Origin of the sequence: Pseudoduganella sp. S-14, assembly GCF_049913285.1 — a bacterium.
Lineage (GTDB): Bacteria > Pseudomonadota > Gammaproteobacteria > Burkholderiales > Burkholderiaceae_D > Rugamonas.
Genome location: NZ_CP183991.1, coordinates 4,617,984 through 4,641,377, shown reverse-complemented (window position 1 = coordinate 4,641,377; position 23,394 = coordinate 4,617,984). Strand labels below are relative to the sequence as shown.

The window sequence follows — 23,394 nt, the reverse complement described above, 5'->3', positions numbered from 1 at the left end:
GTAATTTAGATGAACGCCCCCGAAAAGAACGTCGCCCAGGTAGCACCGGTAGAATTCAAGACCGCACCGCACTTCCCGATCTACATGGACTACTCGGCCACCACGCCGATCGATCCACGCGTTGCGGACAAGATGATCCCTTACCTGCGCGAACAGTTCGGCAACCCGGCCTCCCGCAGCCACATGTATGGCTGGACCGCGGAAGCAGCGGTGGAAGAAGCGCGCGGCCACGTGGCCGCCCTGGTCAATGCCGACCCGCGCGAAATCATCTGGACCTCCGGCGCCACCGAATCGAACAACCTCGCCCTGAAAGGCGCGGCCAACTTCTACAAGTCCAAGGGCAAGCACATCATCACCGTGAAAACCGAGCACAAATCCGTGCTGGACACCGTGCGTGAACTGGAGCGCCAGGGCTTCGACGCCACCTACCTGGACACCCAGGACAACGGCCTGGTCACCATCGAACAGCTGGAAGCGGCCGTGCGTCCGGACACCATCCTGATCTCGGTCATGCTGGTGAATAACGAAATCGGCGTGGTCCAGCCGATCAAGGAAATCGCCGCCTTCTGCCGCAAGAAAGGCATCATCTTCCACTGCGACGCAGCCCAGGCGACCGGCAAGCTGGCCATCGACGTGCAAGACCTGAAGATCGACCTGATGACCTTCACCGCGCACAAGACCTACGGCCCGAAAGGCGTGGGCGCCCTGTACGTTTGCCGCAAGCCGCGCGTGCGTATCGAAGCGCAGATGCACGGCGGCGGCCATGAGCGCGGCCTGCGCTCCGGTACCCTGCCAACCCACCAGATCGTCGGCATGGGCGAAGCCTTCCGCCTGGCGAAAGTGGAAATGGACTCCGAGATCGAGCGTATCCGCGCACTGCGCGACCGCCTGGCCAAGGGCCTGCAGGAAATCGAAGAAACCTACGTCAACGGCGACATGGACCACCGCGTGCCGCACAACCTGAACGTGAGCTTCAACTTTGTGGAAGGCGAGTCGCTGATCATGGCCGTGAAAGACCTGGCCGTGTCCTCCGGTTCCGCCTGCACCTCGGCTTCGCTGGAGCCATCCTACGTGCTGCGCGCCCTGGGCCGCAGCGACGAACTGGCGCACAGCTCGATCCGTTTCACCATCGGCCGCTTCACCACTGAAAAAGACGTCGACTTCGCCGTCGAACTGCTGAAAGGCAAAGTGGGCAAGCTGCGCGAACTGTCTCCACTGTGGGAAATGTACAAGGACGGTATCGACCTGAGCACCATCCAGTGGGCAGCGCACTAATTCATAGATTACAGGAGCATCAAAATGGCATACTCGGAAAAAGTTCTCGACCACTACGAAAACCCGCGCAACGTCGGTTCCTTTGAAAAAGGCGACGAAACCGTCGGTACCGGCATGGTCGGCGCACCAGCTTGCGGCGACGTGATGAAGCTGCAGATCAAGGTTGGCGCGGACGGCAAGATCGAAGACGCGAAATTCAAGACCTACGGCTGCGGTTCGGCAATTGCCTCCAGCTCGCTGGTTACCGAATGGGTGAAGGGCAAGTCGCTGGATGAAGCGCTGGCCATCAAGAACACCCAGATCGCGGAAGAACTGGCACTGCCGCCAGTGAAGATCCACTGCTCCATCCTGGCGGAAGACGCCATCAAGGCAGCTGTGAACGACTACAAGGCAAAACACGGCGCCTAATCAGCGCTCGGAGGAAGTATGGCAATCACCCTGACCGAAAAAGCAGCCAAGCATATCAACCGCTACATCGAGCGTCGCGGCAAGGGCATTGGCCTGCGCTTTGGCGTACGCACGACCGGCTGCTCCGGTCTGGCCTACAAGCTGGAATACGTGGACGAAGTGACGCCGGAAGATTCCGTCTTCGAGTCGCATGGCGTGAAGGTCTTTGTTGATCCGAAAAGCCTGCCGTACATTGACGGCACCGAGCTGGACTTCGCCCGCGAAGGCCTGAACGAAGGCTTCAAGTTCAACAACCCGAACGAGAAGGATGCATGCGGCTGCGGCGAAAGCTTCCGCATTTAATATCGTGCAGAACCACTTCGAACTCTTCCAGCTTCCCCAGCAGTTCGCCGTTGATATGGGCGCCCTGGACGCCGCCTACCGCGAAGTCCAGAGCCGCGTCCACCCGGACAAATTCGTCAACGCCACCGATGCCGAGAAGCGCGTCGCCATGCAATGGTCGACCCGCTCCAACGAGGCTTACCAGACCCTGAAGAATCCGCAAAAGCGCGCGCAGTACTTGTGCGAGCTAAATGGCGTCGATTTGAAGATGGAATCCAACACGGCCATGCCGATGGAATTCCTGATGCAGCAGATGGAGTGGCGCGAAGAGCTGTCCGAAGCCCGCGCCGGCAAGGATGGCGACTTGCTCGACAAGCTGGACGGCCAGTTGCGCGCCACGCGCAAGGCCCAGCTCACCGAGATCGAACGGCATTGCAATAGCGGTGACTATCACGCCGTCGCGCAGGGTGTGCGCGCGCTGATGTTCATCGAAAAATTCGGCGAAGAAGTGCGCTTCGCTTACGACGCCATCGAGGCGTAAAAGAACAAGACAGGTTTCACCATGGCTCTTTTGCAGATTTCCGAACCGGGCATGTCGACCGCCCCGCACCAGCATCGCCTGGCAGTGGGTATCGACCTCGGCACCACCAATTCGCTGGTAGCGACTGTCCGCAGCAGCATTCCTGAAGTGCTGAACGACGAAGACGGCCACCCGCTGCTGCCTTCCGTGGTGCGTTACCTGCCAAACGGCCATGCCAATATCGGCTACAAAGCCCAGGCGCACCAGACCACCGACCCGAAAAACACCATTGTGTCGGTCAAGCGCTTCATGGGTCGCGGCCTGAAAGACATTGCCTACGCCGAAAACCTGCCATACGATTTCGTCGATGCTCCGGGCATGGTGCAGCTGAAGACTGTCGCCGGCGTGAAATCGCCGGTGGAAGTGTCGGCACAGATCCTCGCCACGCTGCGCCAGCGCGCGGAAGATTCGCTGGGGGACGACCTGGTCGGCGCCGTGATCACCGTGCCTGCCTACTTTGATGAAGCGCAGCGCCAGGCCACCAAGGATGCCGCGCAACTGGCCGGCATCAACGTGCTGCGCCTGCTGTCCGAACCGACTGCCGCAGCCATTGCCTACGGCCTGGATAACGGCTCCGAAGGCATCTTCGCCGTGTATGACCTGGGCGGTGGTACCTTCGACATCTCGATCCTCAAGTTGTCCAAGGGCGTGTTTGAGGTGCTGGCCACCGGCGGCGACTCGGCGCTGGGCGGCGACGACTTCGACCACCGCCTGTTCTGCTGGGTGCACGAGCAGGAAAAACTGGCGCCGCTGTCCGACGAAGACACCGCGACCCTGATGGTGAAGGCGCGCGAAGCGAAAGAGCTGCTGTCGACCAAGCCTGAAGTGACCATCGACGCCGTGCTGCGTTCGGGCGAAGAAGTGCACCAGCGCGTGACCCCTGAAATTTTCGCCGACATCACCAAGCACCTGGTCGCCAAGACCATGAACGCCGTGAAGAAGGCCCTGCGCGACGCCAACATCGACGCCGACGACATCGACGGCGTGGTCATGGTCGGCGGCGCTACCCGCATGCCACACGTGCAGCGCGCGGTGGGCGAATACTTCCACACCATCCCGCACGCCAACATCGACCCGGACAAGGTCGTGGCGCTGGGCGCCGCCATCCAGGCCAACCTGCTGGCCGGTAACCGCGCCACAGGCGACGACTGGCTGCTGCTGGATGTGATCCCGCTGTCGCTGGGTATTGAAACGATGGGCGGCCTGGTCGAGAAGATCATTCCGCGCAACTCCACCATCCCGTGCGCCCGCGCGCAGGAGTTCACCACCTTCAAGGATGGCCAGACCGCGCTGGCGGTGCACGTGCTGCAGGGCGAACGCGAACTGGTGAGCGACTGCCGTTCGCTGGCGCGCTTCGAGCTGCGCGGCATTCCGCCGATGGCTGCCGGTGCGGCGCGTATCCGCATCACTTACCAAGTGGATGCCGACGGCTTGCTGTCTGTCTCGGCGCGCGAACTGCGCTCCAACGTGGAAGCCTCGATCACCGTCAAGCCATCCTACGGCCTGGGTGACGACGACGTGGCGCGCATGCTGTCCGAATCGCACACCGAAGCGGAAGCCGACATGAAAGCCCGTGCCCTGCGCGAAGAGCAAGTGGAAGCAGAACGCATCATGCTGGCCACCCAGTCTGCGCTTGACGAAGACGGCAACCTGCTGAACGACGACGAGCGCGCCGCCATCAATGCCCTGATGGCCACCACCATGGACGTGCTGGTGAAATCCGGCAGCGGTGAAGCCGACCACTATGCGGTGAAGGCCGCCTACGAAGCCCTGGCCCAGGGCACCGAAGAATTCGCATCGCGCCGCATGGACCGCAGCGTGCGCAGCGCACTGGCCGGCAAGACGCTGGACCAGGTTGTTTAATTGACCGAGGAATAGAAGTGCCACAAATCGTCATCCTGCCGCACGCCAAGCTGTGCCCCGAAGGCGCCGTGATCGAAACCGAAGCAGGGAAGTCCGTTTGCGACGTCCTGCTGGAAAACGACATCCACATCGAACACGCCTGCGAGAAATCCTGCGCCTGCACCACTTGCCACGTGCTGGTGCGTGAAGGCTTCAACTCCCTGAACGAAGCGACCGACACCGAAGAAGACCTGCTGGACAAGGCCTGGGGCCTGGAAGCCTGCTCGCGGCTGTCGTGCCAGTCCATCGTGGCGGACGAAGACCTGGTCATCGAAATTCCGAAGTACACGATCAACCACGCCAGCGAAGGCGGCCACTGAGCCGAGGTGCAGCATGCTGAAATGGAGTGATGTCACGGCGATTGCCGAAGCCCTGTACGACAAGTTCCCGGATGTCGACCCGACCACCGTGCGCTTTGTCGACCTGCACAACTGGATCGTCGACCTGGACGGCTTCGACGACGACCACAAGCGCGGCGGCGAAAAAGTGCTGGAAGCGATCCAGCAGGCGTGGATCGATGAAGCGCAGTAAGCCCGCAGCTGCACTGCTGCCCGCCACCGTCACCGACATCCCTGAAGTGAAGCCCGGCCAGTCGGTCGCGCTGCTGCAGGAGCTGCACATCCTCACCCGCGACGGCAAGCTGAACCAGGACAGCCGCCGCAAGCTTAAACAGGTCTACCACCTCTACCAGTTCATCGAACCGCTGCTGAACGACGTACGCACGGCGAAAGGCTCGGTATCGCTGGTCGACCACGGGGCAGGGAAGTCCTACCTCGGCTTCATCATCTACGACCTGTTCTTCAAGGCGCTGGGCGACGACTCGCACATCTACGGCATCGAAACCCGCGAAGAGCTGGTGGCGCGTTCCGAAGAACTGGCGCGCAAGTTCGACTTCCCAGGCATGAGCTTCCTGCCGCTGTCGGTGGCCGAATCGACCACCTCCGACAAGCTGCCGGAGCAGATCGACATTGTCACCGCGCTGCATGCCTGCAATACGGCGACCGACGACGCCATCGATTTCGCGCTGAAGAAAAAAGCCAAGCACATCGTGCTGGTGCCGTGCTGCCAGGCCGAAGTCGCCTCCGTACTGCGCAAGAACAAAGGCTCTTCGCTGGGCAAGAACGTGCTCACCGAGTTGTGGCGCCACCCGATTCACACCCGTGAATTCGGCAGCCAGATCACCAACGTGCTGCGCTGCCTGCAGCTGGAATCGCACGGCTACCAGATCACCGTCACCGAACTCGTAGGCTGGGAGCACTCGATGAAGAACGAGCTGATCGTCGCAACGTACAAGAACCTGCCGCGCCGCAAACCGGCCGAACGCCTGAAGGAAGTGCTGTCCACCATCGGCCTGGACGAGATGGGCGAGCGTTTCTACACCGGCGCGCCTGTGGCAGCGTCAACCGACGCCGAGGTGGCGCCGTGAGCACCGGCTATCCGGCCGGCGCAGGCGCAAGGCCGCTCGCCGCAGACGGCGAACGCTGGATCGACCTGCGCAGCGACACTGTCACGCATCCCAGCGCCGAGATGCGCGAAGCCATGTTCACCGCCCAGGTCGGCGACGACGTGTACGGCGACGACCCTACCGTCAATGCGCTGCAGGCCTACGCCGCGGAACTCTTCGGCTACGAAGCCGCGCTGTTCGCGCCATCCGGCACGCAAACCAACCTGATCGCCCTGCTGGCCCATTGCGGCAGGGGAGACGAATACCTGGTTGGACAGGATGCCCACACTTACAAGTACGAAGGTGGTGGCGCCGCAGTCCTCGGCAGTATCCAGCCGCAGCCGATCATCAACCAGGCGGACGGCAGCATCGCGCTGCAAGACATCGAAGCCGCCATCAAGCCGAACGATTTCCACTTCGCCCGCACCAAGCTGCTGGCGCTGGAAAATACCATCGGCGGCAAGGTCCTGCCGCAGCAATACGTCGCGCAAGCCACCAGCCTCGCGCACGCGCGCGGCCTTGCCACCCACCTCGACGGCGCCCGCATCTGCAACGCCGCCGTCAAGCAAGGCATCTCGCTGAAGGACGCGGTGAAAGGCTTCGACAGCGTCTCCGTCTGCCTGAGCAAGGGCCTTGGCGCCCCCGTCGGTTCCGTCCTGTGCGGCAGCCGCGAATTGATCGAACAGGGCAAACGCTGGCGCAAGATGCTGGGCGGAGGCATGCGCCAGGCCGGCGTGATCGCGGCCGCAGGCCTGTACGCCTTGCAGAACAACGTACAACGCCTGGCCGAAGACCACGACAACGCAAGCTGGCTTGCCGCCGAACTGGCAAAAATCGGCGTGCTGCAAGTGAGTGTGCCGCAAACGAACATCCTGTTCGTCACCATGCCGCGCGAGGCCTGCGAAGGCCTGAATGCAGCGCTGGCAGCAGAACGCATCCGCGTCTCGATGGCGCCAACGCTGCGTCTCGTGACCCACCTGGACGTCGCGCGCGCAGAACTTCAACACGTCGCCGCCGTATTCGCCCACTACTTCAAGCAATAATGAACAACGAAGACAACACCATCCGGCTCGCCAAGCGCGTGGCCGACATGGTTCCATGCTCGCGCCGGGAAGCTGAGAATTACATTGAAGGCGCCTACGTCACGGTTGACGGCGAAATCGTCGAAGAACCCGGTGCGCGCGTCGCGCCCGGCCAGCAAGTCGCGCTGTCCGCCGACGCAACCCTGCTCGACATCGCGCCGGTAACGATCCTTCTGAACAAGCCGGCCGGCGCCGACGCGCTGGCCTGCCTGCTGCCGGAAGCGCGCAGCAAGGATGCCCAGCGCGTGCGCTTCCTCAAGCGCCACCTGCGCAACCTGACCGCGTGTCTCGCGCTGGACAAGCACGCCAGCGGCCTGTTCGTGTTCACGCAAGACTTCCGCGTCGCGCGCAAGCTGGTGGACGATGGCGCCACGGTTGAGCAGGAGCTGATTGTTGATGTCGAAGGCCAAATCGTTGACAACGGCCTCACGCTCCTGAACCAGGGTGCCGGCAAGGTAAGCTGGCAAAATGAGCACCGCCTGCGCTTTGCCGTAAAGCCACCGAAGCCGGCCTTGGTGGTCAAACTGTGCGCTGACGTCGGCCTGAAAGCGACGGCAGTAAAACGCCAGCGCATCGGCCGCATCTCCATGTCAGGCTTGCAGCCCGGCGAATGGCGCTACCTCCAAGGCTACGAACGATTCTGACCGGCCCCACAGCCGGCGAGGCACAGGGTCAGGCGTTGCACCAGCGGTGCGATCGCCATCACGGCGAAGAAGGCTGCCGGCCAGGCTGCGAGAAAGGCGTGGCCCCAGCGTGCAGCGTAGTCTGGGTGAAAGCCGATGTTCAGCCAGGTAATCCAGCCACTCATGATGACGGTCATGAGGAATGACATCAGGGCTGCGAAAATCATCCGGGTTCGTAAGTCAGTCATTGTTTTCTCCAGCAATTGTTGAATGGTTTAAGCGTAATCAATTCCGCTGGAGTACACTAGAGACGAAAATTCAATCTCTAATTCCAAAAATGGAATCATGCTTGACGACCTTGCCCTGTTCATAGCCATCGTCGAGGCGGGCAGCCTGAACGCGGCCGCCGAGAAGGAGGGCTTGCCGAGCGCTACCGTTACCCGTCGCCTGCAGAAGCTGGAGTCGGGCTTGGGTTATCGTCTCCTGCACCGTAGCGCCCGTCGCACCATGCTTACGGCCGAAGGAACCCAGTATTACGAGCAATGCCGCCCCTTGGTGCAGGCGTTGCGCCAGGCGACACTGCGCTTGGACGCCACGCTGGGCGCCGTCGAAGGCGTGATCCGCGTGCTGGCTCCGGTGAATTTTGCCAGCGAGATCCTTGCGCCGGCCTGGGCCGGCTTCCTGGAGCAATACCCGCGGGTGCAGCTTGAACTGGAATTGTCCAACGAGGTGCAAGACCTGGTCGGCAGCGGCGCCGACCTGGCGATTCGCATAGGCGCAATGGCCGATTCCACCCTCACGCAGCGCAAGCTGGGGGATGTGCGCATGGTGCTGGCCGCGTCGCCTGCATACCTGGCACGGCATGGCACGCCGCGCAACTTTTCGGAACTGGAAGCACATGCGACCATCGCCACGCTGCCCTTGCGCGAGTGGCATTTGCAGGACCCCGGCACCGGAGCCCAGTTCGTATTGCACCCCGATCCGCGCGTGCGCGTCAACGAGGTTCGGCTGGCGGTGATGATGGCCGAAGCTGGCCTGGGCATCGTGCTGTCGCCTGAACTGCAATGCCACGCCAGCCTGGAATCGGGGGCGCTGGTGCGCCTGCTGCCCGGCTGGACTTCGCGTGAGCGCAGCGTCTACGCTGTCTGGTCGCAGCAGCGCTACCTGCCGGCCCGCGTACGCGCTTTGCTCGAACACCTGGCGGCCTTCACGGCCCAACACCCCTTACTGATCGGAGATTAAATGCGTGCATGGCTGTTCCTGCTCGTGCTGTGGCCTGCTTGCGCGCTGGCCGCCAACCCAGGCTGCCCGACGCGCGATGATGGGGATCTCTGGTCCGCCCAATGTTTCACTGAGCAGGGCGGAGTGCGCCAGCTCAGCGCGCAATACCTGCACAAGCTCACCTTCAAGAAGTCCGGCAAGGCCGTCATCGTCATTGATGGCGGTTCGGCCCCCAACGAAATGGTGGCGCTTGACCGGCGTGGCCGTGTCGTTGTGCCGGGCATTTACCATACCCAGGATTTCGATTATCCATATGCGCCGCTAGGCGTAGGTCGCTTCGATGCGAACGGCAAATGCGGCTATTTTCAGTCAAAGACGTTCACGATCATCGTCCCGGCCGAATATGACCGTTGCCATCCATTCCACGATGACGGGCGGGGCGAGGCATGCAAGGACTGCGAACGCTATTGCACGCATCCTGAATGCTACGACTCGAGCCTGGTGGGCGGCACCGGATTCGAATTCAACGCCAAAGGCAGGCTGCTGCGGAGTTTTGTGCTGCCGGAGCTCGACAAGGTCTGCCCGCATGGGTTCGAAAAGCTGGACAAGGAATCGCGATACATGGAGTGCAAGGACGATCCGCATTCGCCTTTCAGGCGCCTTCGATAAACGGCCACAGGACGGCCGGGGTCGACGGGTTGGCCAGTGCATTGTTGTGGTGTGAATCGGGCAGCAGACCCATCGAGGCATGCGACTTCCAGTGCGGTTCCATTGTCGAAGCCTTGTTCGGGCAGCGGCTTGGCCTTGGTCGCCTCGGCGAAAAGCTGCAATGCCAGCCGGGCGACATCATCGAATGGACGCCCGAACCCGGCGGGCTGCCGCGGAAGACGAAGGCTTGCTATGATGGGGGCATGGACAACGACTTTTGCCTCGTTCGCTGCTGCCTGATTCCGGCGGATGCCTTTATCCTGTGCGGCTGCCTGCGCGCGGCGGGACTGAACGCAACGGTGATGGACGACCAGCACGTGCAGGCGGCTTTCCTGCTGGCGCCTGCCATTGGCGGTGCGCGTGTAATGGTGCCGCAAGACGAACTGGCGCAGGCGCTGGAAGTGGTCGCGGCTTTCGAGCGCGGCGAGCTGGCGCTCGGCGACGACGATGACGTGGGTGAGGGCGCCCGCGTCTACGAGTTCACGCCTCGCAAGTAAAGACGATCGCCTGCATCTTGCCTTCGATGGCGCCGCTGCCGAACTTGTCGGTCAGTGCGGCAATTACCACGTCGGTTGCCTCCTGCAGGCGTGCCGGATCGCGCGCTTCAATATCTGCCCTGAGCGGCGAACCCTGGCATAGCGCTGTTGCAGTGGACGCCGCGGAGTCGGCGCGGCTGGTGGCCGTCACCAGTTCATGTGTGATGTTGCCGGTCCAGCCGCCACGCTTCAGCTCTTCAAGGATCACGTCGATGTCGTGCCAGCCGTAAGGCACGCGCGCCAGGAAACGCGGTGGGTCGTCGGGGAATACCTTGGCCAGCGCATGATTGATGGTGGCGGAAAAGTCGTTGTGGCTGATGCCATCCCACACATTGAAGCAATACAGGCCGCCTGGCTTCAGAACGCGGCGTGCTTCGCTGAATCCGCGCGCCTTATCGGGAAAGAACATGACGCCGAACTGGCATGCCACGGCGTCGAAACTGGCGTCGGGGAAGGGTAGCGCTTGCCCGTCCGCTTCGCGCCACTCGACGCGCGGCGAATCGACGGCCTTGCGTGCCTGCTCCAGCATGGCGGGGTTGAGGTCGCTGGCGACGATTTGCGCGTTGGGGATCTCCTGCAGCAGGTGGCGGGTAACGGCGCCGGTGCCGGCGGCCACCTCCAGTATGCGCGCGGGACGCCGCTGCGCGATGCGGCGCGCCATGTCGATCGCGTAAGGGGTGAAGAGGAGCGGCACCATGGCACGCTCGTAAGTTTCCGGAATAGAGCCAGTGAAGCTGCTGTCCTTGTCCATGGTTGCCTCCCTTGTCCAAGTCCAGTATAGCGATTGCTTAGGCGGCTTTCGCGGCTTTTTTCTCCGGTTTCGGCAATTGCAGCAGGCGGGTGCCGGCCATGCGGTCGTGCAGGAACTGGCGGTCCTTGTCGAGGAGGGCGGTCAGCGACCACAGCACGATGTTGCCGACCAGAATTGCGACAGCCATGCTGGTGCCGGCGCGCGTTGTCAGCAGCTGAGATACATGGATGAGGACAAGTGCCGGCGCCACAAAGCCCCATGCAAAGATGAAGCGGATTGCCGCTGCGCGCAGCGAAACTCGGCCGGCGCCAGCCGATGCGATCTTGATGCGCCAGGTTTTCATGGCCAAGGTGTGGCCGCTACCCGTCCAGGAGTAAATGAAATAGGCAGCCGCCACCAGGATCACGAAAATGCCGCGTCCCGCATCCAGGACAGGCGAATGCGCCGCAAACGTCACGAGCAGGTAGACCGCGATCGCAAACATTTCCACTGCGAGCAGCAGGAGCGACTCGTACACGATGCAAATGAGGCGACGCTTGACGGTCGGGACAGCGTTATTTGCTTGCATTGGGAACGGCTGGCGGGGCGCTTGGTGCGACAGGGGGAGGGAACGCTGCTGCGTTCGCATCGCTTGCTGGCGCAGCCGGGGTGGCGGTCGCCGTCGCGGCCGGCGCAGCGGTGCCGGAAGCGGCAGCAGGCGCTGCGGCAGTTGCCGGAGCGACGTTGCCTGCACCCAGCGAACTGCCAGGCGGCACGACGGCAGGAGAGCCTTGCGGCAAACCGATCGGCGCAGGCGGCACGGTACCCGGCGGGACGGTACCGGGCGCCGGCACCAGGCCGTGGCCCTGGGCCTTGACCGGAGCAGGGGTCTTCACGCTGGACTGCGCCAGGCTAGGCGTCTTGACCACCTGGTTGTTCTTGGCCGCGGCGGCTTCTGCCAGCGCCTTCTTGGCTTCCTCCGGCAGTTGCTGGTACTGCTCCCACTCGGCAGCGCGCTGGCCCGGTGGCGTCGCTTTCTTCTGCGCGCGCGCATAGTTCTCGCGCACCTGCTTGCGCTCGGCTGGCGACAACGCCACCCATTCACGCATGCGTTCCTGCACGCGCGCTTTGTCGTCCGGCTTCATCTTGGCCAGGCGGTTGGCGATGGAAATCCACTTTTGCTTGCGCACCGGGCCCAGTTCTTCCCAGGTCGACTCGAGGGGCGCCAAGGCCTGTTGCTGGGCTGGCTTGAGATCGGACCAGTGCGGCTTTTCACCTACCGGCTTGGCAGGCTCTGCGGCGGTAGCGGCAGTTGATGGCTGTGACGCAGGCTGCCACGCAGGGCGGCTCACCAGCCAGACGACGGCAGCGATCCCCACACCCAGCAGCGTGATTGCTCCAGCAACCCATTTTGTCCTGCCACTTACACGCGCCATACTTTATTGCTCGCGGGTCTCGAGATAGGCGCCAAAGCCCTGGTCAAGGTAAGCAGACAGCGGCAGTTCATCGGACAGCACGGCGGCGTCCATTTCTGCCAGTTCCACGATCGATTGCTGTTGTTCGTACTGGTACACGCCAACCATGCCGCCCATCAGCAGCAGCAAGGGCAGGGCCACGCTGACGCGGTTGAACCAGGCAAACGGGTTGGCGAAGAAGCCCGTAGCGCCGCCAGCCACTGCCGGGGCGGTACGGGTGACGCGCACGCGGGCCGGGGCGTCGGCCTTTTTGCGCGCCAGCGCGGCCTTGCGGGCTGCGGCCAGGCGATCTGTGGTCGAGGCTGGCAGATCGTCGAGCTTTTCATTGAGCGCGCGCCGCACGCTGTATGCAAAGTTGGTATCTTCGGTGTTCATAACTTAATTCCCTTGGCTTTGAGCGATTCAGCGAGAGTGTGTGTTGCTCGTGAGCAATGCGTCTTTACGCTCCCTTCGGAACATCCCATCGCTTCGGCAGTTTCTGCTACATCCATGTCCTGCCAGTAACGCATGAGGAACGCTTCTCGTTGACGCGCAGGCAGTTTTTGCACTTCTTCTTCAATAATCTGCAAGATCTGTGCCCGTTCTACCTGGTCTGCACTCGACTCGGCCGCCTGGGAACCCTCTTCAGCCTCGTAGGATTCCAGTATATCAAAGTCCTCATGCTCTTCCTGGCCAGGGCCAAGGCCCGAGAAAAGACTTACCCAAGTATTACGGACTTTTTCGCGGCGGAAATAATCAAGTATAGTCGTTTGCAAGATGCGCTGGAACAGCGCTGGCAGTTCGGCTGCCGGCTTGTCGCCGTACTTTTCTGCCAATTTAATCATTGCATCCTGAACAATGTCCAGTGCGGATTCGTCCTTTCGGACGGCGTAGACCGCTTGTTTGAAGGCGCGGCGCTCGACACTTTCGAGGAAATCCGATAATTCTTTGTCTGTGGCCATGCGTCGGGAAGAGGGCTGCGCTATATCGCTAGTCTGAACAATCCGCCATTTTAACAAAAAATGCAGAATATGCTTGACCAATATGGTGCAGCGCGGTAACGTTAAGGACGCTTTGCACACCACAAGGCTCCCCGGTTCTTCGGGACAGGCACACAAAGCCGTTTCGAAAAGCCAGCTTTCTATTGTCAGCAGTTTGCTCTAACCCGTGCCACAAGCGCGAGAGGTAGGCCAGAAACCGCTGCAAAACTCCGGCCAAACGAGTTGCGTTTAGCACCGGCTTGTACTCCAGCTACGCATGGGGGAAGGGTCAGTGTGACCGCAGAAAGAAGGGAAGCTGAGAGTCGTGCACGGTGTCGCCCACTTCGCTAGGCAAGAGCATCCGATCAATCTCCTATGGACCTTGAAAGGAATGTTTCATGAATACCGAAGCTCCCATCACGGGCGCCGAAATCGTTGTCCGCTGCCTCGCTGAGGAAGGCGTAGAACACGTTTTCGGATATCCCGGTGGCGCCGTCCTCTATATCTACGACGCCATCTTCAAGCAGGACAAATTCCAGCACATCCTCGTTCGCCATGAGCAGGCCGCCATCCATGCCGCCGATGCGTATTCGCGCAGCTCGAACAAAGTGGGCGTGGCGCTGGTCACTTCCGGACCGGGCGTCACCAACGCGGTGACCGGCCTGTCCACCGCATACATGGATTCCGTTCCGATGGTGGTGATCTCCGGCCAGGTGCCGAGCCACGCCATTGGCCAGGATGCGTTCCAGGAATGCGACACCGTCGGCATCACCCGCCCGGTGGTCAAGCACAACTTCCTGGTGAAGGACGTGAAAGACCTGGCGGAAACCATCAAGAAGGCTTTCTATATCGCCAAGACCGGCCGCCCGGGCCCGGTGCTGGTCGATATTCCAAAAGACATTTCGATGCACAAGCACGTGTACTCGTATCCGAAGGATATCGAGATGCGTTCCTACCGCCCGGTGGACAAGGGCCACGCCGGCCAGATCCGCAAGGCGCTGCAGCTGCTGCTGTCGGCAGAGCGTCCAATGATCTACACCGGCGGCGGCGTGATCCTGGCGCATGCGTCGAATGAACTGAACAAACTGGTCGACAAGCTGGGCTTCCCGGTCACCAATACCCTGATGGGCCTTGGCGGTTCGCGCGCTTCCGACCCGTGCTTCGTCGGCATGCCCGGCATGCACGGCACCTACGAAGCCAACCTCGCGATGCAGAATTGCGACGTGCTGATTGCCATCGGCGCCCGCTTCGACGACCGCGTGATCGGCAATCCAAAGCACTTCAGCCAGAACCCGCGCAAGATCATCCACATTGACATCGACCCATCGTCGATCTCGAAGCGCGTGAAAGTGGACATTCCTATCGTCGGCAACGTGAAGGACGTGCTGGTCGAACTGCTGTCGCAGATGGAGGCGACCGAGCAGCGCCCGAACGCCTCCGCGCTGAAAGACTGGTGGAAGCAGATCAACGAATGGCGCGGCCGCAAGTGCCTGGCCTATGCCACTTCCGACCTGGTGATCAAGCCGCAGCAAGTGGTCGAGTCGCTGTTCGACATCACCAAGGGCGACGCCTATATCACCTCCGACGTCGGCCAGCACCAGATGTGGGCTGCGCAGTACTACAAGTTCGACAAGCCGCGCCGCTGGATCAATTCCGGCGGCCTGGGCACAATGGGTGTCGGCCTGCCGTACGCCATGGGCGTGCAGATGGCCAATCCGGATGCGACTGTCGCCTGCATTACCGGCGAAGGCTCGATCCAGATGAACATCCAGGAACTGGCGACCTGCAAACAGTACCGCCTGACGCCGAAGATCATCCTGTTGAACAACCGCTTCCTGGGCATGGTTCGCCAGTGGCAGCAGATCGACTACGGTTCGCGCTACTCCGAGTCTTATATGGATTCGCTGCCGGACTTCGAGAAGCTGGCCGAGGCTTATGGCCACGTCGGCATGCGCATCGAAAAACCGGGCGACGTCGAAGGCGCGCTGAAAGAAGCGTTTGGCATGAAAGACCGCCTGGTCTTCATGAACTTCATTACCGACCAGAGTGAAAACGTGTGGCCGATGGTGAAAGCCGGCAAAGGCCTCTCCGAAATGCTGCTTGGCTCGGAGGACCTGTAATCATGCGACACATTATTTCTGTACTGCTCGAAAACGAAGCGGGTGCGCTGTCCCGCGTGGTGGGGCTGTTCTCCGCCCGCGGCTACAACATCGAAACGTTGACCGTTGCGCCGACCGAAGATGCGACCCTGTCGCGCATGACCATCGTGACCACCGGTTCCGATGACATCATCGAACAGATCACCAAGCACCTGAACCGCCTGATCGAAGTCGTGAAGGTAGTGGACCTGACTGAAGGCCAGCACATCGAGCGCGAGCTGATGCTGATCAAGGTCCGTGCCGTCGGCAAGGAGCGCGAAGAGATGAAGCGCACCGCCGACATCTTCCGCGGCCGCATCATCGACGTGACCGAAAAGACCTACACCATTGAGCTGACGGGCGCCAAGAGCAAGCTGGACGCCTTCATCGACGCGATTGACCGCGCCTCGATCCTGGAGACTGTCCGTACTGGCGGCTCCGGCATTGGCCGCGGCGAACGCATCCTCAAAGTATAAATAATCGAATACAGATTCAACCGAATTCACACCCAAGGAATGACCATGAAAGTTTTCTACGACAAAGACGCTGACCTCTCCCTCATCAAAGGCAAGAACGTTGCCATCATCGGCTACGGCTCCCAGGGCCACGCGCACGCGCAGAACCTGACCGAATCCGGCGTGAACGTGACCGTGGGCCTGCGCAAGGGCGGCGCTTCCTGGCAGAAGGTCGAAGCGGCTGGCCTGAAAGTGGCGGAAGTGAACGAAGCGGTGAAGAACGCCGACGTCGTGATGATCCTGCTGCCGGACGAGAACATCGCCCAGGTGTACAAGGAAAACGTCGAACCGAACATCAAGCAAGGCGGCGTTCTGGCCTTCGCCCACGGCTTCAACGTGCACTACGGCCAAGTCGTGCCACGCGCCGACCTGGACGTGATCATGATCGCACCGAAGGCCCCGGGCCACACCGTGCGCGGCACCTACCGCCAGGGTGGCGGCGTGCCGCACCTGATCGCCGTGTACCAGGACAAATCCGGTTCCGCCCGCGATATCGCCCTGTCGTACGCATCGGCAAACGGCGGCGGCAAGGCCGGCATCATCGAAACCAACTTCCGTGAAGAGACCGAGACCGACCTGTTCGGCGAACAGGCCGTGCTGTGCGGCGGTACTGTGGAACTGATCAAGGCCGGCTTCGAAACCCTGGTGGAAGCAGGCTACGCGCCGGAAATGGCTTACTTCGAATGCCTGCACGAGCTGAAACTGATCGTGGACCTGATCTACGAAGGCGGCATCGCCAACATGAACTACTCGATCTCCAACAACGCGGAGTACGGCGAGTACGTGACCGGCCCGAAAGTGGTGACTTCCGCCACCAAGGAAGCAATGCGCCAGTGCCTGAAAGACATCCAGACGGGCGAATACGCCAAGAGCTTCATCCTCGAGAACAAGGCCGGTGCACCGACCCTGATCTCCCGCCGCCGCCTGACTTCCGAGCACCAGATCGAAGAAGTCGGTGCCAAGCTGCGCGCAATGATGCCTTGGATCGCCAAAAACAAACTGGTCGACCAGTCCAAGAACTGATTGTCCCTAGAAGCAAACTTCAACGGCCCCTCGGGGCCGTTTTTTTTGGGGCTCTTCCGTTATTGCACGGATCACCTTGCTGCGGAGGCTACGTTGATGTTTCCGGCGTCGCGGATAAAGCGGGCCAGTATATCGTCCATCGCCAGTTTGGTGGATTGCTGGACTGCGTTCTTCATTGCGAATGCTCCGCCCCAGAACATCTTGCCTCCCTGCGTCTGTCCGTCAGCGTTGTAGACTTTGCGGAATACCTCGCCGTTTGCATTGCGGATGCTGATCGCAAGCTCAATGTGCGCGCCATGCTCTTCGAACGAATAGCGAAGCAGGTCAAATACAAGGGTATTCCCGGCGGCCGGCTTGTCATTGCCCGCCTTATTCAGGTTTCCAAGGGCTGCGACAACGTCGGAAGAACGCATGGTTGCGTCGAGCACCTTTCCGAATTCGACTACCCAGGTATTTGCATACCCGCCCATCACACTTTTGAATTCGTAGTGATGGGCTTGTGTGGCGGGCGGCAGATAATATTTGTCAGCAACCCTTGCACTCGGCAAGGCACCGGCGCGCGCATTGTTCCCTAAATAGGTACTGTAATCGTCTGCAACGGGGCGGTTAATTGAGCAACCGGTAGCCAATGCCAGGATGGCGGAAGCGAGGATGATGCGGCATGTCGACATTTCTACTCCGAAAAGGGAAAGGATCCTCATTATAAAGGTGTGAAAAGAACAAAATGCCCACATAGGTCGCTGACCTCCAAGTGGGCACTTCCAGGATCACTTCAACGCTTCGGTGAGGACGCGGCCTTCGGCGCCGGCAGGCGGGCGCACGTTCAGCAGGTAGGCGAGAGTAGGGGCGATGTCGACGACTTCGGCATACTGTCCGTAGTGGCCGGATTTCACCCATGACTTGCCCATCACGATCAATGGCACATTGGTGTCGTAGGCATACGGGGCGCCGTGGGTGGTGCCTTTGCCGGTCGGGAAGCCGAAGATCCAGTGCGGCTTCGCCACTACCATCAGGTCGCCGGAAATCTGGCGGTTCCAGGCGCGGCGCATCAGGGTTGCGATGCGGGTGCCGCCAACGGCGCCGCTTTCCATCTGGCTACGGGTGAACACATCCGCCATGCCAGACTGCGACATCAGGAAACGTGCCGCGGCATTTTCAACGTCCTCGCGCTTCAAACCTTTGGTCTCAATCTGCGCGTAGTCCAGGTGGATGTTCGGGATCGAGTAAGCCGATACACCCTTGTTCAAGCCGAACTTGGACGACAGGTGGGCGTTCAGGTCATCAACCAGCTTCTTGCCGTCGATGCGGTTGACGCCCGCTTTCTGGATTTCATTGGCAAACTCCGGCGTGTTCGGGAAGCCGTGGTCGGCAGTCAGCACCACCAGCACATTGTCCATGCCGATGCGCTTGTCGATGTACGAGAAGAAGTTGGACAGCATGCGGTCCAGTCGCATCAGGTGGTCGTGCGAGACCTTGCTCTCCGGCCCGTATTCATGGTTCGCCAGGTCGTGCGCGGAGAAGCTCACGCCCAGCAGGTCCGGAACGCCAGCCGGGTTCTTGCCCAGGTTTTCGCCCTCGATGGCAGCCTGCGCGAATTCTACGGTCAGTTCGTCCAGGAATGGCGATGCCTTCAGGCGCTTGTAATAAGCGGCGTCGGTCTGGCCCGATTCGCTGGACAGCTGCAGGTTCGGCGCATCGCCGTAATCGCCCGCGTAAGCCGAATCAGCCAGCAGCGGCTTCCACTTCACGCCGTAATAGCGCTCTTGCGGCTTGCCGGCCTGGTACTTCTGCACCCACTGCGGGTGCTCTTTCATGTAGAAGGTAGAAGAAGCGAAATTGCCGCTTTCTTCCATATACATGTAGGCCGTGCCGGTTTTGCCACCCAGGAGAATCGCGCCGCGGTCCTTGCCCGATACAGTGATCACCTTGGACTGCTGGCCGGTGGCATAGCGCAACTGATCGCCCAGCGTATCTACGCGCAGGTTGGTTGGCGCGGTGCCGTCATGCGGATCTGTCTTTTCGCTACCAATGTACTTGTAGTTCTGATCCTCGGTGCAGTACATGCTGCCGCCATTGGCAGGGTTTACCCAGTTGTTGCCGATAATGCCGTGCTGGTAAGGATAGGCGCCGCTCAGGATGGCAGCATGGCCGACCGCGGTCACGGTGATGCCGTGCGCCTGGTGCGCATTGCTGAACCATGCGCCCTGCTCGAGCAGGCGGCGGAAGCCGCCCTGGCCGAACTGGCTGGCGTAGCGCGTCACCTGCTCTTGCGGCAGGCCATCGACGGCCATCACGAGGACAAGTTTTGGTTGCGCTGGCTGTTTGGCCGGCGCCGCGTGGGCGCCGAACGTGGCCGCCAGGGCCAGTGCGGGAATCAGGTACTTTGCCATTTTCCTTGTTCATGTATGGAGTGGACGACACGTGATGATGCCACAGCCCGATGCCAGGCAGATGACACTTTTGTATCAGTTTCAGTTACATTCGAGCTTCAATAAATCCATTGGAAGGAATTTGCATGCTGGAGCCCCTGTTGCTGTCGGCGACAATAGCCGCTGCCCCGGTAGTACTCGCCGACAGCTGTCCACTGAAACGCGGTCACGTTGACTGCGATCGGCAGCGTCACCGCGCCTAACGATGAGGCGCAGCTCGTCTTCGGCTACGCGGGCAGGGCAAGGACAAGGCGGCGCTGGCGTCGAATGTCAACTTGCGGCTGAAGCAGACCATCGCGGCGCTGAAAAAGGCTAACCCGTCAATTTCGGGCTGACCGATGAGACCACGAAAAGGCTGGAACAGCGCCGTGTGGAAGCCGCGTATCGCAGCCTGGAATAGCAGGTCGCCTTTATTGCGGGCGCGATGCGCCGCCCTGTTGCTGATGCGAAGTTGGAATCGCTCGACTTTGGCGCTTCGTCGGTGGACAAAGTCTATGCCACAGGCAGCAGGTTAAGACGCGAAGACATTGGCGAAGTCGAAGAGCCAAGCCTGCTGCCAGGTGAGACAAAACTGGAGCTGCGCGCAACCGCAAAAATACGCTTCAATTAATAAGAGTGTTACAAACGCTCACGAACTACGACAGTTTTGTGATTTGATTTCGGTTAAAGTGCGTCCATCGTAATCACGTAAGGAGAATAACAATGACCGTCCTGAAAGCTGTAGCTGCTGCCGCGCTGGTGATGGGTACCCAGGCCGCCATCGCACAATCCGTCCCGACCGCAGGCGCCACCGTCATCGTGCCTGCCTATGGTGAAGTCACTGCGCCGAACGACCAGGCTGTGGCCACGCTGGCGATCGAAGAGCAGGACAAGGACAAGGCTGCCGCAGCCTCGCGCGTGAACCAGAAGATCAAACAAGGCCTGGAAATCCTGAAGAAGGAAGACCCGCAAGCCAAGCTGAAAACCCAAGGCTACTACACCTATCCGGTCTATCCGGAAGACCGTCCGCTGCCGCCGGGCGCTGCTGCCAAGCCGCGCCAGCCGACTGCATGGCGCGTTGGCCAGTATGTGCAGATGACCACCACCAATATCGGCGTGCTGCCGAAGACCGTGGCCGCTGCACAGAAAGTGCTGACCCTGAACGGCCTGTCCTTCGGCCTCAGCCCTGCCGCTACCCGCAAGCTCGATGACGCCCGCATCGCGGCCACTTACAAGAACCTGAATGAGCGCATTGCTTCCATTGCCTCCGCCATGGGCCGTCCGGTAACCGATGCGGTGCTGGATACCATCGACTACGAGGGTTCCGGCAATTACGGCGGCGGCCCTGCAGGTGCCCCGGCGCCCATGATGGCCCGTATGGCTGCCAAGGCAGAGATGGACCAGTCCGTGGCCGAGCCAAGCTTCGAGCCAGGCGAAACGACGCTGGAAATGCGCGTGGTCGGCAAGGTCAAGTTCAAGTAAGCCAAAGTTGCCACTTCCATACTGGGTGTCCTCTATAATAGGGGCCACCCTAGTATAAAAAATGGAAGAGTATGGCCAAATTCCCCCGCCGCCGGCCTAAGAACGCCGCCGGCAAGAAATCGCTGTTCAGTCGCTTCGCCCGCCGCAAGGGAGCCGATGGCCTCGACAGGCCGCGCTCGCGCGGCATCTACCTGCTGCCGAACGCCTTCACCACCGGTGCGCTGTTCTGCGGCTTCTTTGCCATCGTCATGGCCATGAACCAGCGCTTCGAACACGCTGCCTGGGCGATTTTCGTCGCCATGCTGCTGGACGGCCTGGATGGCCGTGTGGCACGCCTGACCAATACCCAGAGTGAATTCGGCGCCCAGTACGACTCCCTGTCGGACATGGTGTCATTCGGCGCCGCGCCGGCGCTGGTAATCTACGAATTCGCGCTGCGCGGCCTTGGTAAGCTGGGCTGGATCGCGGCCTTCGTCTATTGTGCTGGCGCTGCGCTGCGCCTGGCGCGCTTCAACACCAATATCGAAGTCGTCGACAAGCGCTACTTCCAGGGCCTGCCGTCGCCGGCTGCCGCTTCCCTGATCGCCGGCTTCGTCATGCTGCTGGCCGACCTGGAAGTCGATGGCGTGCTGTATCCGTGGCAGGGTTGGGTGCTGGCGGTATTCGCTGGCCTGAGCATGGTGTCCAACGTGCCGTTCTACAGCTTCAAGGACATCAACTTCCGCAAGTCGGTACCGTTCCTGGCCGTGTTCCTGATCGCGATGTTCTTCGCCCTGATCTCGATTGATCCGCCGAAGGTGCTGTTCGTGCTGTTCGTGGCATATGGACTGTCAGGCTACGTGATTTACCTGACCCGCCTGGTCAAGGGCAACCCGGTCAAGCTGATCGAGAAAACCTCGCCAGAAGATAAATCGTAACGCCGCTGGGGCGGCAATTCAGAAGGAGCGACTCCATGAATAACCGCCTCATCATCTTCGATACCACCCTGCGCGACGGCGAGCAATCGCCGGGCGCGTCCATGACCCGCGAAGAGAAAGTGCGCATCGCCCGTCAGCTTGAAAAGCTGCGGGTCGATGTGATCGAGGCGGGTTTCGCCGCTGCGTCGCAGGGCGACTTCGAATCCATCCGTGCCATTGCCACTGCCGTACGCGAGCCGATCGTTTGCTCGCTGGCGCGCGCCAATGACCGCGACCTGGCCCGCGCTGCAGAAGCGCTGGAGCCGGCGGCACGCAAGCGCATCCACACCTTTATCGCCACCTCGCCGCTGCATATGCAGATGAAGCTGCGCATGGAGCCGGAGCAGGTGCTGGAACAGGCCAAGCTTGCAATCCGCTTCGCCCGCAAATTCACCGACGATATTGAATTCAGCCCGGAGGATGGCAGCCGATCGGAAGAGGATTTCCTGTGCCGCGTGCTGGAAAACGTGATCGCTGAAGGCGCCACCACGATCAACTTCCCTGATACCGTGGGCTATGCCGTGCCGGAGCTGTACGGCGAGACGATCCGCCGGCTGCGCGAGCGCATTCCCAATTCGGACAAGGCTGTGTGGTCGGTGCATTGCCATAACGACCTTGGCCTGGCCGTGGCAAACTCGCTGGCTGGCGTGATGATTGGCGGTGCGCGGCAGGTTGAATGCACCATCAACGGCCTGGGCGAACGGGCCGGCAATACGGCGCTGGAGGAGGTGGTGATGGCGCTGCGCACGCGGGCCGGCTACTTTAACCTGGACTGCGGCATCGATACGACGCAGATCGTGCCGGCATCGAAGATGGTGTCGCAAATTACCGGCTTTGCCGTGCAGCCGAACAAGGCGGTCGTTGGCGCCAACGCGTTTGCCCATGCTTCCGGCATCCACCAGGACGGTATCCTCAAGGCGCGCGAAACCTACGAAATCATGCGAGCCGAGGATGTGGGGTGGACGGCCAACAAGATCGTGCTGGGCAAGCTCTCCGGCCGCAACGCCTTCAAGCAGCGCTTGCAGGAACTGGGCATCGAGCTCGATTCCGAGGCTGAAGTGAACGCAGCCTTCGCACGTTTCAAGGAACTGGCCGACCGCAAGGCCGAGATTTTCGACGAAGACATCATGGCACTGGTGAGCGATGAAGAGGCCGCTGCCGGCGGCGAGCATTACCGCTTCGTCTCGCTGTCGCAGCGTTCGGAAACCGGCGAGCTGCCGTTTGCGCGCGTCGTGTTTTCGATTGACGGCATCGAGCACGCCGCCGAAGGCACGGGCGATGGCCCGGTCGACGCCATGGTCAACGCCATTGAAAGCAAGGCCCAAAGCGGCGCGGAACTGGTGCTGTTCGCGATCAGCGGCATCAGCCCCGGAACCCAGTCGCAGGGGGAGGTGACCATGCGGCTGGCGCATTCGGGCCGTATCGTCAACGGCGTCGGCGCCGACCCGGATATCGTAGTTGCTTCCGCCAAAGCGTACCTGGCGGGCCTCAACAAACTCCATTCCAACATTGAACGACTGAACCCGCAAGCTATCTGACCATATGAGATTTCTTTCTCGCCTATTCCATCAAGTAGCCGCCGGTAAGACCGCAGCAGTGCTCTGGAAT

Annotated in this window: 28 protein-coding genes; 20 read left to right on the top strand and 8 right to left on the bottom strand. The window is 61.1% G+C overall.

Translation table 11 applies throughout. The features are described from left to right. Positions 1-9: 9 nt before the first annotated feature. Genes ACN9MZ_RS21300 through ACN9MZ_RS21255 form a run of 10 tightly spaced genes read left to right on the top strand, consistent with a single transcriptional unit; the run spans position 10 to position 7,656 of the window. The gene (locus ACN9MZ_RS21300) at positions 10-1,275 is read left to right on the top strand and encodes an IscS subfamily cysteine desulfurase (protein WP_426338904.1); all 1,266 of its coding nucleotides are present in this window, start codon (positions 10-12) and stop codon (positions 1,273-1,275) included. Between the two features lie 24 nt (positions 1,276-1,299). Beyond that, positions 1,300-1,683, top strand: coding sequence for a Fe-S cluster assembly scaffold IscU (iscU, locus tag ACN9MZ_RS21295; RefSeq protein WP_028104361.1), 384 nt, complete (start codon positions 1,300-1,302; stop codon positions 1,681-1,683). A gap of 18 nt (positions 1,684-1,701) precedes the next feature. Then, the gene (iscA, locus tag ACN9MZ_RS21290; RefSeq protein ID WP_028104360.1) at positions 1,702-2,025 is read left to right on the top strand and encodes an iron-sulfur cluster assembly protein IscA; all 324 of its coding nucleotides are present in this window, start codon (positions 1,702-1,704) and stop codon (positions 2,023-2,025) included. 4 nt (positions 2,026-2,029) lie between these two features. Continuing rightward, positions 2,030-2,545 carry a Fe-S protein assembly co-chaperone HscB gene (gene hscB / locus ACN9MZ_RS21285; protein WP_426338903.1) on the top strand — a complete coding sequence of 172 codons (516 nt, stop codon included), beginning with the start codon at positions 2,030-2,032 and terminating at the stop codon, positions 2,543-2,545. 21 nt (positions 2,546-2,566) lie between these two features. Further along, positions 2,567-4,447, top strand: a complete 1,881-nt coding sequence (gene hscA / locus ACN9MZ_RS21280) for a Fe-S protein assembly chaperone HscA (protein WP_426338902.1) — start codon at positions 2,567-2,569, stop codon at positions 4,445-4,447. Positions 4,448-4,464: 17 nt separating this feature from the next. Next, positions 4,465-4,806, top strand: coding sequence for an ISC system 2Fe-2S type ferredoxin (gene fdx / locus ACN9MZ_RS21275; protein WP_090444791.1), 342 nt, complete (start codon positions 4,465-4,467; stop codon positions 4,804-4,806). Between the two features lie 16 nt (positions 4,807-4,822). Beyond that, positions 4,823-5,017: a Fe-S cluster assembly protein IscX gene (gene iscX / locus ACN9MZ_RS21270; RefSeq protein WP_090444923.1), complete on the top strand. Its 195-nt coding sequence runs from the start codon at positions 4,823-4,825 to the stop codon at positions 5,015-5,017. Next, on the top strand, positions 5,004-5,912 hold the full coding sequence (locus ACN9MZ_RS21265; RefSeq protein WP_426338901.1) for a class I SAM-dependent methyltransferase: 909 nt from the start codon (positions 5,004-5,006) through the stop codon (positions 5,910-5,912). Before iscX ends, ACN9MZ_RS21265 begins: the two co-directional genes overlap by 14 nt. Beyond that, positions 5,909-6,973, top strand: a complete 1,065-nt coding sequence (ltaE, locus tag ACN9MZ_RS21260; RefSeq protein ID WP_426338900.1) for a low-specificity L-threonine aldolase — start codon at positions 5,909-5,911, stop codon at positions 6,971-6,973. The genes ACN9MZ_RS21265 and ltaE overlap by 4 nt, the downstream gene beginning before the upstream one ends. After that, entirely contained in the window at positions 6,973-7,656 is a 684-nt protein-coding gene (locus ACN9MZ_RS21255; RefSeq protein WP_426338899.1) for an RNA pseudouridine synthase, read from the top strand. Before ltaE ends, ACN9MZ_RS21255 begins: the two co-directional genes overlap by 1 nt. Here the strand turns inward: ACN9MZ_RS21255 and ACN9MZ_RS21250 are convergent. Continuing rightward, positions 7,641-7,883, bottom strand: a complete 243-nt coding sequence (locus ACN9MZ_RS21250; protein ID WP_426338898.1) for a DUF2798 domain-containing protein — start codon at positions 7,881-7,883, stop codon at positions 7,641-7,643. The two genes, ACN9MZ_RS21255 and ACN9MZ_RS21250, sit on opposite strands and share 16 nt — an antisense overlap. Before the next feature lie 97 nt (positions 7,884-7,980). On the opposite strand from ACN9MZ_RS21250, the gene ACN9MZ_RS21245 reads away from it, so the two are divergent. The 3 genes from ACN9MZ_RS21245 to ACN9MZ_RS21235 all read left to right on the top strand — a co-directional run bounded on the left by ACN9MZ_RS21245 (position 7,981) and on the right by ACN9MZ_RS21235 (position 10,061). Then, positions 7,981-8,877, top strand: a complete 897-nt coding sequence (locus ACN9MZ_RS21245) for a LysR family transcriptional regulator (protein WP_426338897.1) — start codon at positions 7,981-7,983, stop codon at positions 8,875-8,877. Then, positions 8,878-9,525, top strand: a complete 648-nt coding sequence (locus ACN9MZ_RS21240) for a hypothetical protein (RefSeq protein WP_426338896.1) — start codon at positions 8,878-8,880, stop codon at positions 9,523-9,525. Positions 9,526-9,767: 242 nt separating this feature from the next. After that, positions 9,768-10,061, top strand: coding sequence for a hypothetical protein (locus tag ACN9MZ_RS21235; RefSeq protein WP_426338895.1), 294 nt, complete (start codon positions 9,768-9,770; stop codon positions 10,059-10,061). Here ACN9MZ_RS21235 and ACN9MZ_RS21230 read toward each other — a convergent pair. From ACN9MZ_RS21230 to ACN9MZ_RS21210, 5 genes are read right to left on the bottom strand one after another with little or no spacing between them, the layout of a single operon-like run. Then, positions 10,045-10,851: a class I SAM-dependent methyltransferase gene (locus tag ACN9MZ_RS21230; RefSeq protein WP_426338894.1), complete on the bottom strand. Its 807-nt coding sequence runs from the start codon at positions 10,849-10,851 to the stop codon at positions 10,045-10,047. The two genes, ACN9MZ_RS21235 and ACN9MZ_RS21230, sit on opposite strands and share 17 nt — an antisense overlap. A gap of 37 nt (positions 10,852-10,888) precedes the next feature. Continuing rightward, complete coding sequence (locus tag ACN9MZ_RS21225) at positions 10,889-11,419, bottom strand: RDD family protein (RefSeq protein ID WP_426338893.1); 531 nt, start codon at positions 11,417-11,419, stop codon at positions 10,889-10,891. After that, positions 11,406-12,266: a DUF3106 domain-containing protein gene (locus tag ACN9MZ_RS21220; RefSeq protein ID WP_426338892.1), complete on the bottom strand. Its 861-nt coding sequence runs from the start codon at positions 12,264-12,266 to the stop codon at positions 11,406-11,408. The genes ACN9MZ_RS21225 and ACN9MZ_RS21220 overlap by 14 nt, the downstream gene beginning before the upstream one ends. 3 nt (positions 12,267-12,269) lie before the next feature. Beyond that, positions 12,270-12,680, bottom strand: a complete 411-nt coding sequence (locus tag ACN9MZ_RS21215; protein WP_426338891.1) for a DUF3619 family protein — start codon at positions 12,678-12,680, stop codon at positions 12,270-12,272. Next, a complete protein-coding gene (locus tag ACN9MZ_RS21210) occupies positions 12,677-13,270 on the bottom strand; it encodes an RNA polymerase sigma factor (RefSeq protein WP_426323830.1) in 594 nt (197 codons plus the stop codon). The genes ACN9MZ_RS21215 and ACN9MZ_RS21210 overlap by 4 nt, the downstream gene beginning before the upstream one ends. Before the next feature lie 392 nt (positions 13,271-13,662). Between ACN9MZ_RS21210 and ACN9MZ_RS21205 the strand changes: the two genes are divergently transcribed. From ACN9MZ_RS21205 to ilvC, 3 genes are read left to right on the top strand one after another with little or no spacing between them, the layout of a single operon-like run. Continuing rightward, positions 13,663-15,384: an acetolactate synthase 3 catalytic subunit gene (locus ACN9MZ_RS21205; RefSeq protein WP_426338890.1), complete on the top strand. Its 1,722-nt coding sequence runs from the start codon at positions 13,663-13,665 to the stop codon at positions 15,382-15,384. A gap of 2 nt (positions 15,385-15,386) precedes the next feature. Next, the gene (gene ilvN / locus ACN9MZ_RS21200; protein WP_028104341.1) at positions 15,387-15,878 is read left to right on the top strand and encodes an acetolactate synthase small subunit; all 492 of its coding nucleotides are present in this window, start codon (positions 15,387-15,389) and stop codon (positions 15,876-15,878) included. A 45-nt stretch (positions 15,879-15,923) separates the two neighbouring features. Then, positions 15,924-16,940, top strand: a complete 1,017-nt coding sequence (ilvC, locus tag ACN9MZ_RS21195) for a ketol-acid reductoisomerase (RefSeq protein ID WP_426336189.1) — start codon at positions 15,924-15,926, stop codon at positions 16,938-16,940. A gap of 71 nt (positions 16,941-17,011) precedes the next feature. On the opposite strand, the gene ACN9MZ_RS21190 is transcribed toward ilvC, so the two are convergent. Further along, entirely contained in the window at positions 17,012-17,611 is a 600-nt protein-coding gene (locus tag ACN9MZ_RS21190; RefSeq protein ID WP_426338889.1) for a hypothetical protein, read from the bottom strand. A 96-nt stretch (positions 17,612-17,707) separates the two neighbouring features. Continuing rightward, entirely contained in the window at positions 17,708-19,330 is a 1,623-nt protein-coding gene (locus tag ACN9MZ_RS21185; RefSeq protein ID WP_426338888.1) for an alkaline phosphatase family protein, read from the bottom strand. Between the two features lie 463 nt (positions 19,331-19,793). Between ACN9MZ_RS21185 and ACN9MZ_RS21180 the strand changes: the two genes are divergently transcribed. The 4 genes from ACN9MZ_RS21180 to ACN9MZ_RS21165 all read left to right on the top strand — a co-directional run bounded on the left by ACN9MZ_RS21180 (position 19,794) and on the right by ACN9MZ_RS21165 (position 23,324). Beyond that, positions 19,794-19,979, top strand: coding sequence for a hypothetical protein (locus ACN9MZ_RS21180; protein ID WP_426338887.1), 186 nt, complete (start codon positions 19,794-19,796; stop codon positions 19,977-19,979). A gap of 92 nt (positions 19,980-20,071) precedes the next feature. Further along, on the top strand, positions 20,072-20,830 hold the full coding sequence (locus ACN9MZ_RS21175; protein WP_426338886.1) for an SIMPL domain-containing protein: 759 nt from the start codon (positions 20,072-20,074) through the stop codon (positions 20,828-20,830). A gap of 71 nt (positions 20,831-20,901) precedes the next feature. After that, on the top strand, positions 20,902-21,747 hold the full coding sequence (gene pssA, locus ACN9MZ_RS21170) for a CDP-diacylglycerol--serine O-phosphatidyltransferase (protein WP_426338885.1): 846 nt from the start codon (positions 20,902-20,904) through the stop codon (positions 21,745-21,747). Positions 21,748-21,782: 35 nt separating this feature from the next. Beyond that, positions 21,783-23,324: a 2-isopropylmalate synthase gene (locus tag ACN9MZ_RS21165; RefSeq protein ID WP_426338884.1), complete on the top strand. Its 1,542-nt coding sequence runs from the start codon at positions 21,783-21,785 to the stop codon at positions 23,322-23,324. Positions 23,325-23,394 lie beyond the last annotated feature (70 nt).

What these genes read in the sequence shown, in the direction of transcription:
- ACN9MZ_RS21215 (WP_426338891.1), bottom strand. Translation starts at nt 12,680, where the DNA reads ATGAACACCGAAGATACCAACTTTGCATACAGCGTGCGGCGCGCGCTC.
- ACN9MZ_RS21165 (WP_426338884.1), top strand. Translation starts at nt 21,783, where the DNA reads ATGAATAACCGCCTCATCATCTTCGATACCACCCTGCGCGACGGCGAG.
- ACN9MZ_RS21190 (WP_426338889.1), bottom strand. Translation starts at nt 17,611, where the DNA reads ATGTCGACATGCCGCATCATCCTCGCTTCCGCCATCCTGGCATTGGCT.
- ACN9MZ_RS21240 (WP_426338896.1), top strand. Translation starts at nt 8,878, where the DNA reads ATGCGTGCATGGCTGTTCCTGCTCGTGCTGTGGCCTGCTTGCGCGCTG.
- ACN9MZ_RS21250 (WP_426338898.1), bottom strand. Translation starts at nt 7,883, where the DNA reads ATGACTGACTTACGAACCCGGATGATTTTCGCAGCCCTGATGTCATTC.
- ACN9MZ_RS21225 (WP_426338893.1), bottom strand. Translation starts at nt 11,419, where the DNA reads ATGCAAGCAAATAACGCTGTCCCGACCGTCAAGCGTCGCCTCATTTGC.
- ACN9MZ_RS21265 (WP_426338901.1), top strand. Translation starts at nt 5,004, where the DNA reads ATGAAGCGCAGTAAGCCCGCAGCTGCACTGCTGCCCGCCACCGTCACC.
- ACN9MZ_RS21175 (WP_426338886.1), top strand. Translation starts at nt 20,072, where the DNA reads ATGACCGTCCTGAAAGCTGTAGCTGCTGCCGCGCTGGTGATGGGTACC.
- ACN9MZ_RS21180 (WP_426338887.1), top strand. Translation starts at nt 19,794, where the DNA reads ATGCGCCGCCCTGTTGCTGATGCGAAGTTGGAATCGCTCGACTTTGGC.
- ACN9MZ_RS21220 (WP_426338892.1), bottom strand. Translation starts at nt 12,266, where the DNA reads ATGGCGCGTGTAAGTGGCAGGACAAAATGGGTTGCTGGAGCAATCACG.
- ACN9MZ_RS21255 (WP_426338899.1), top strand. Translation starts at nt 6,973, where the DNA reads ATGAACAACGAAGACAACACCATCCGGCTCGCCAAGCGCGTGGCCGAC.
- ilvN (WP_028104341.1), top strand. Translation starts at nt 15,387, where the DNA reads ATGCGACACATTATTTCTGTACTGCTCGAAAACGAAGCGGGTGCGCTG.
- ACN9MZ_RS21230 (WP_426338894.1), bottom strand. Translation starts at nt 10,851, where the DNA reads ATGGACAAGGACAGCAGCTTCACTGGCTCTATTCCGGAAACTTACGAG.
- iscA (WP_028104360.1), top strand. Translation starts at nt 1,702, where the DNA reads ATGGCAATCACCCTGACCGAAAAAGCAGCCAAGCATATCAACCGCTAC.
- pssA (WP_426338885.1), top strand. Translation starts at nt 20,902, where the DNA reads ATGGCCAAATTCCCCCGCCGCCGGCCTAAGAACGCCGCCGGCAAGAAA.
- ACN9MZ_RS21205 (WP_426338890.1), top strand. Translation starts at nt 13,663, where the DNA reads ATGAATACCGAAGCTCCCATCACGGGCGCCGAAATCGTTGTCCGCTGC.
- ACN9MZ_RS21245 (WP_426338897.1), top strand. Translation starts at nt 7,981, where the DNA reads ATGCTTGACGACCTTGCCCTGTTCATAGCCATCGTCGAGGCGGGCAGC.
- hscA (WP_426338902.1), top strand. Translation starts at nt 2,567, where the DNA reads ATGGCTCTTTTGCAGATTTCCGAACCGGGCATGTCGACCGCCCCGCAC.
- ACN9MZ_RS21300 (WP_426338904.1), top strand. Translation starts at nt 10, where the DNA reads ATGAACGCCCCCGAAAAGAACGTCGCCCAGGTAGCACCGGTAGAATTC.
- ACN9MZ_RS21235 (WP_426338895.1), top strand. Translation starts at nt 9,768, where the DNA reads ATGGACAACGACTTTTGCCTCGTTCGCTGCTGCCTGATTCCGGCGGAT.
- ilvC (WP_426336189.1), top strand. Translation starts at nt 15,924, where the DNA reads ATGAAAGTTTTCTACGACAAAGACGCTGACCTCTCCCTCATCAAAGGC.
- iscU (WP_028104361.1), top strand. Translation starts at nt 1,300, where the DNA reads ATGGCATACTCGGAAAAAGTTCTCGACCACTACGAAAACCCGCGCAAC.
- ACN9MZ_RS21185 (WP_426338888.1), bottom strand. Translation starts at nt 19,330, where the DNA reads ATGGCAAAGTACCTGATTCCCGCACTGGCCCTGGCGGCCACGTTCGGC.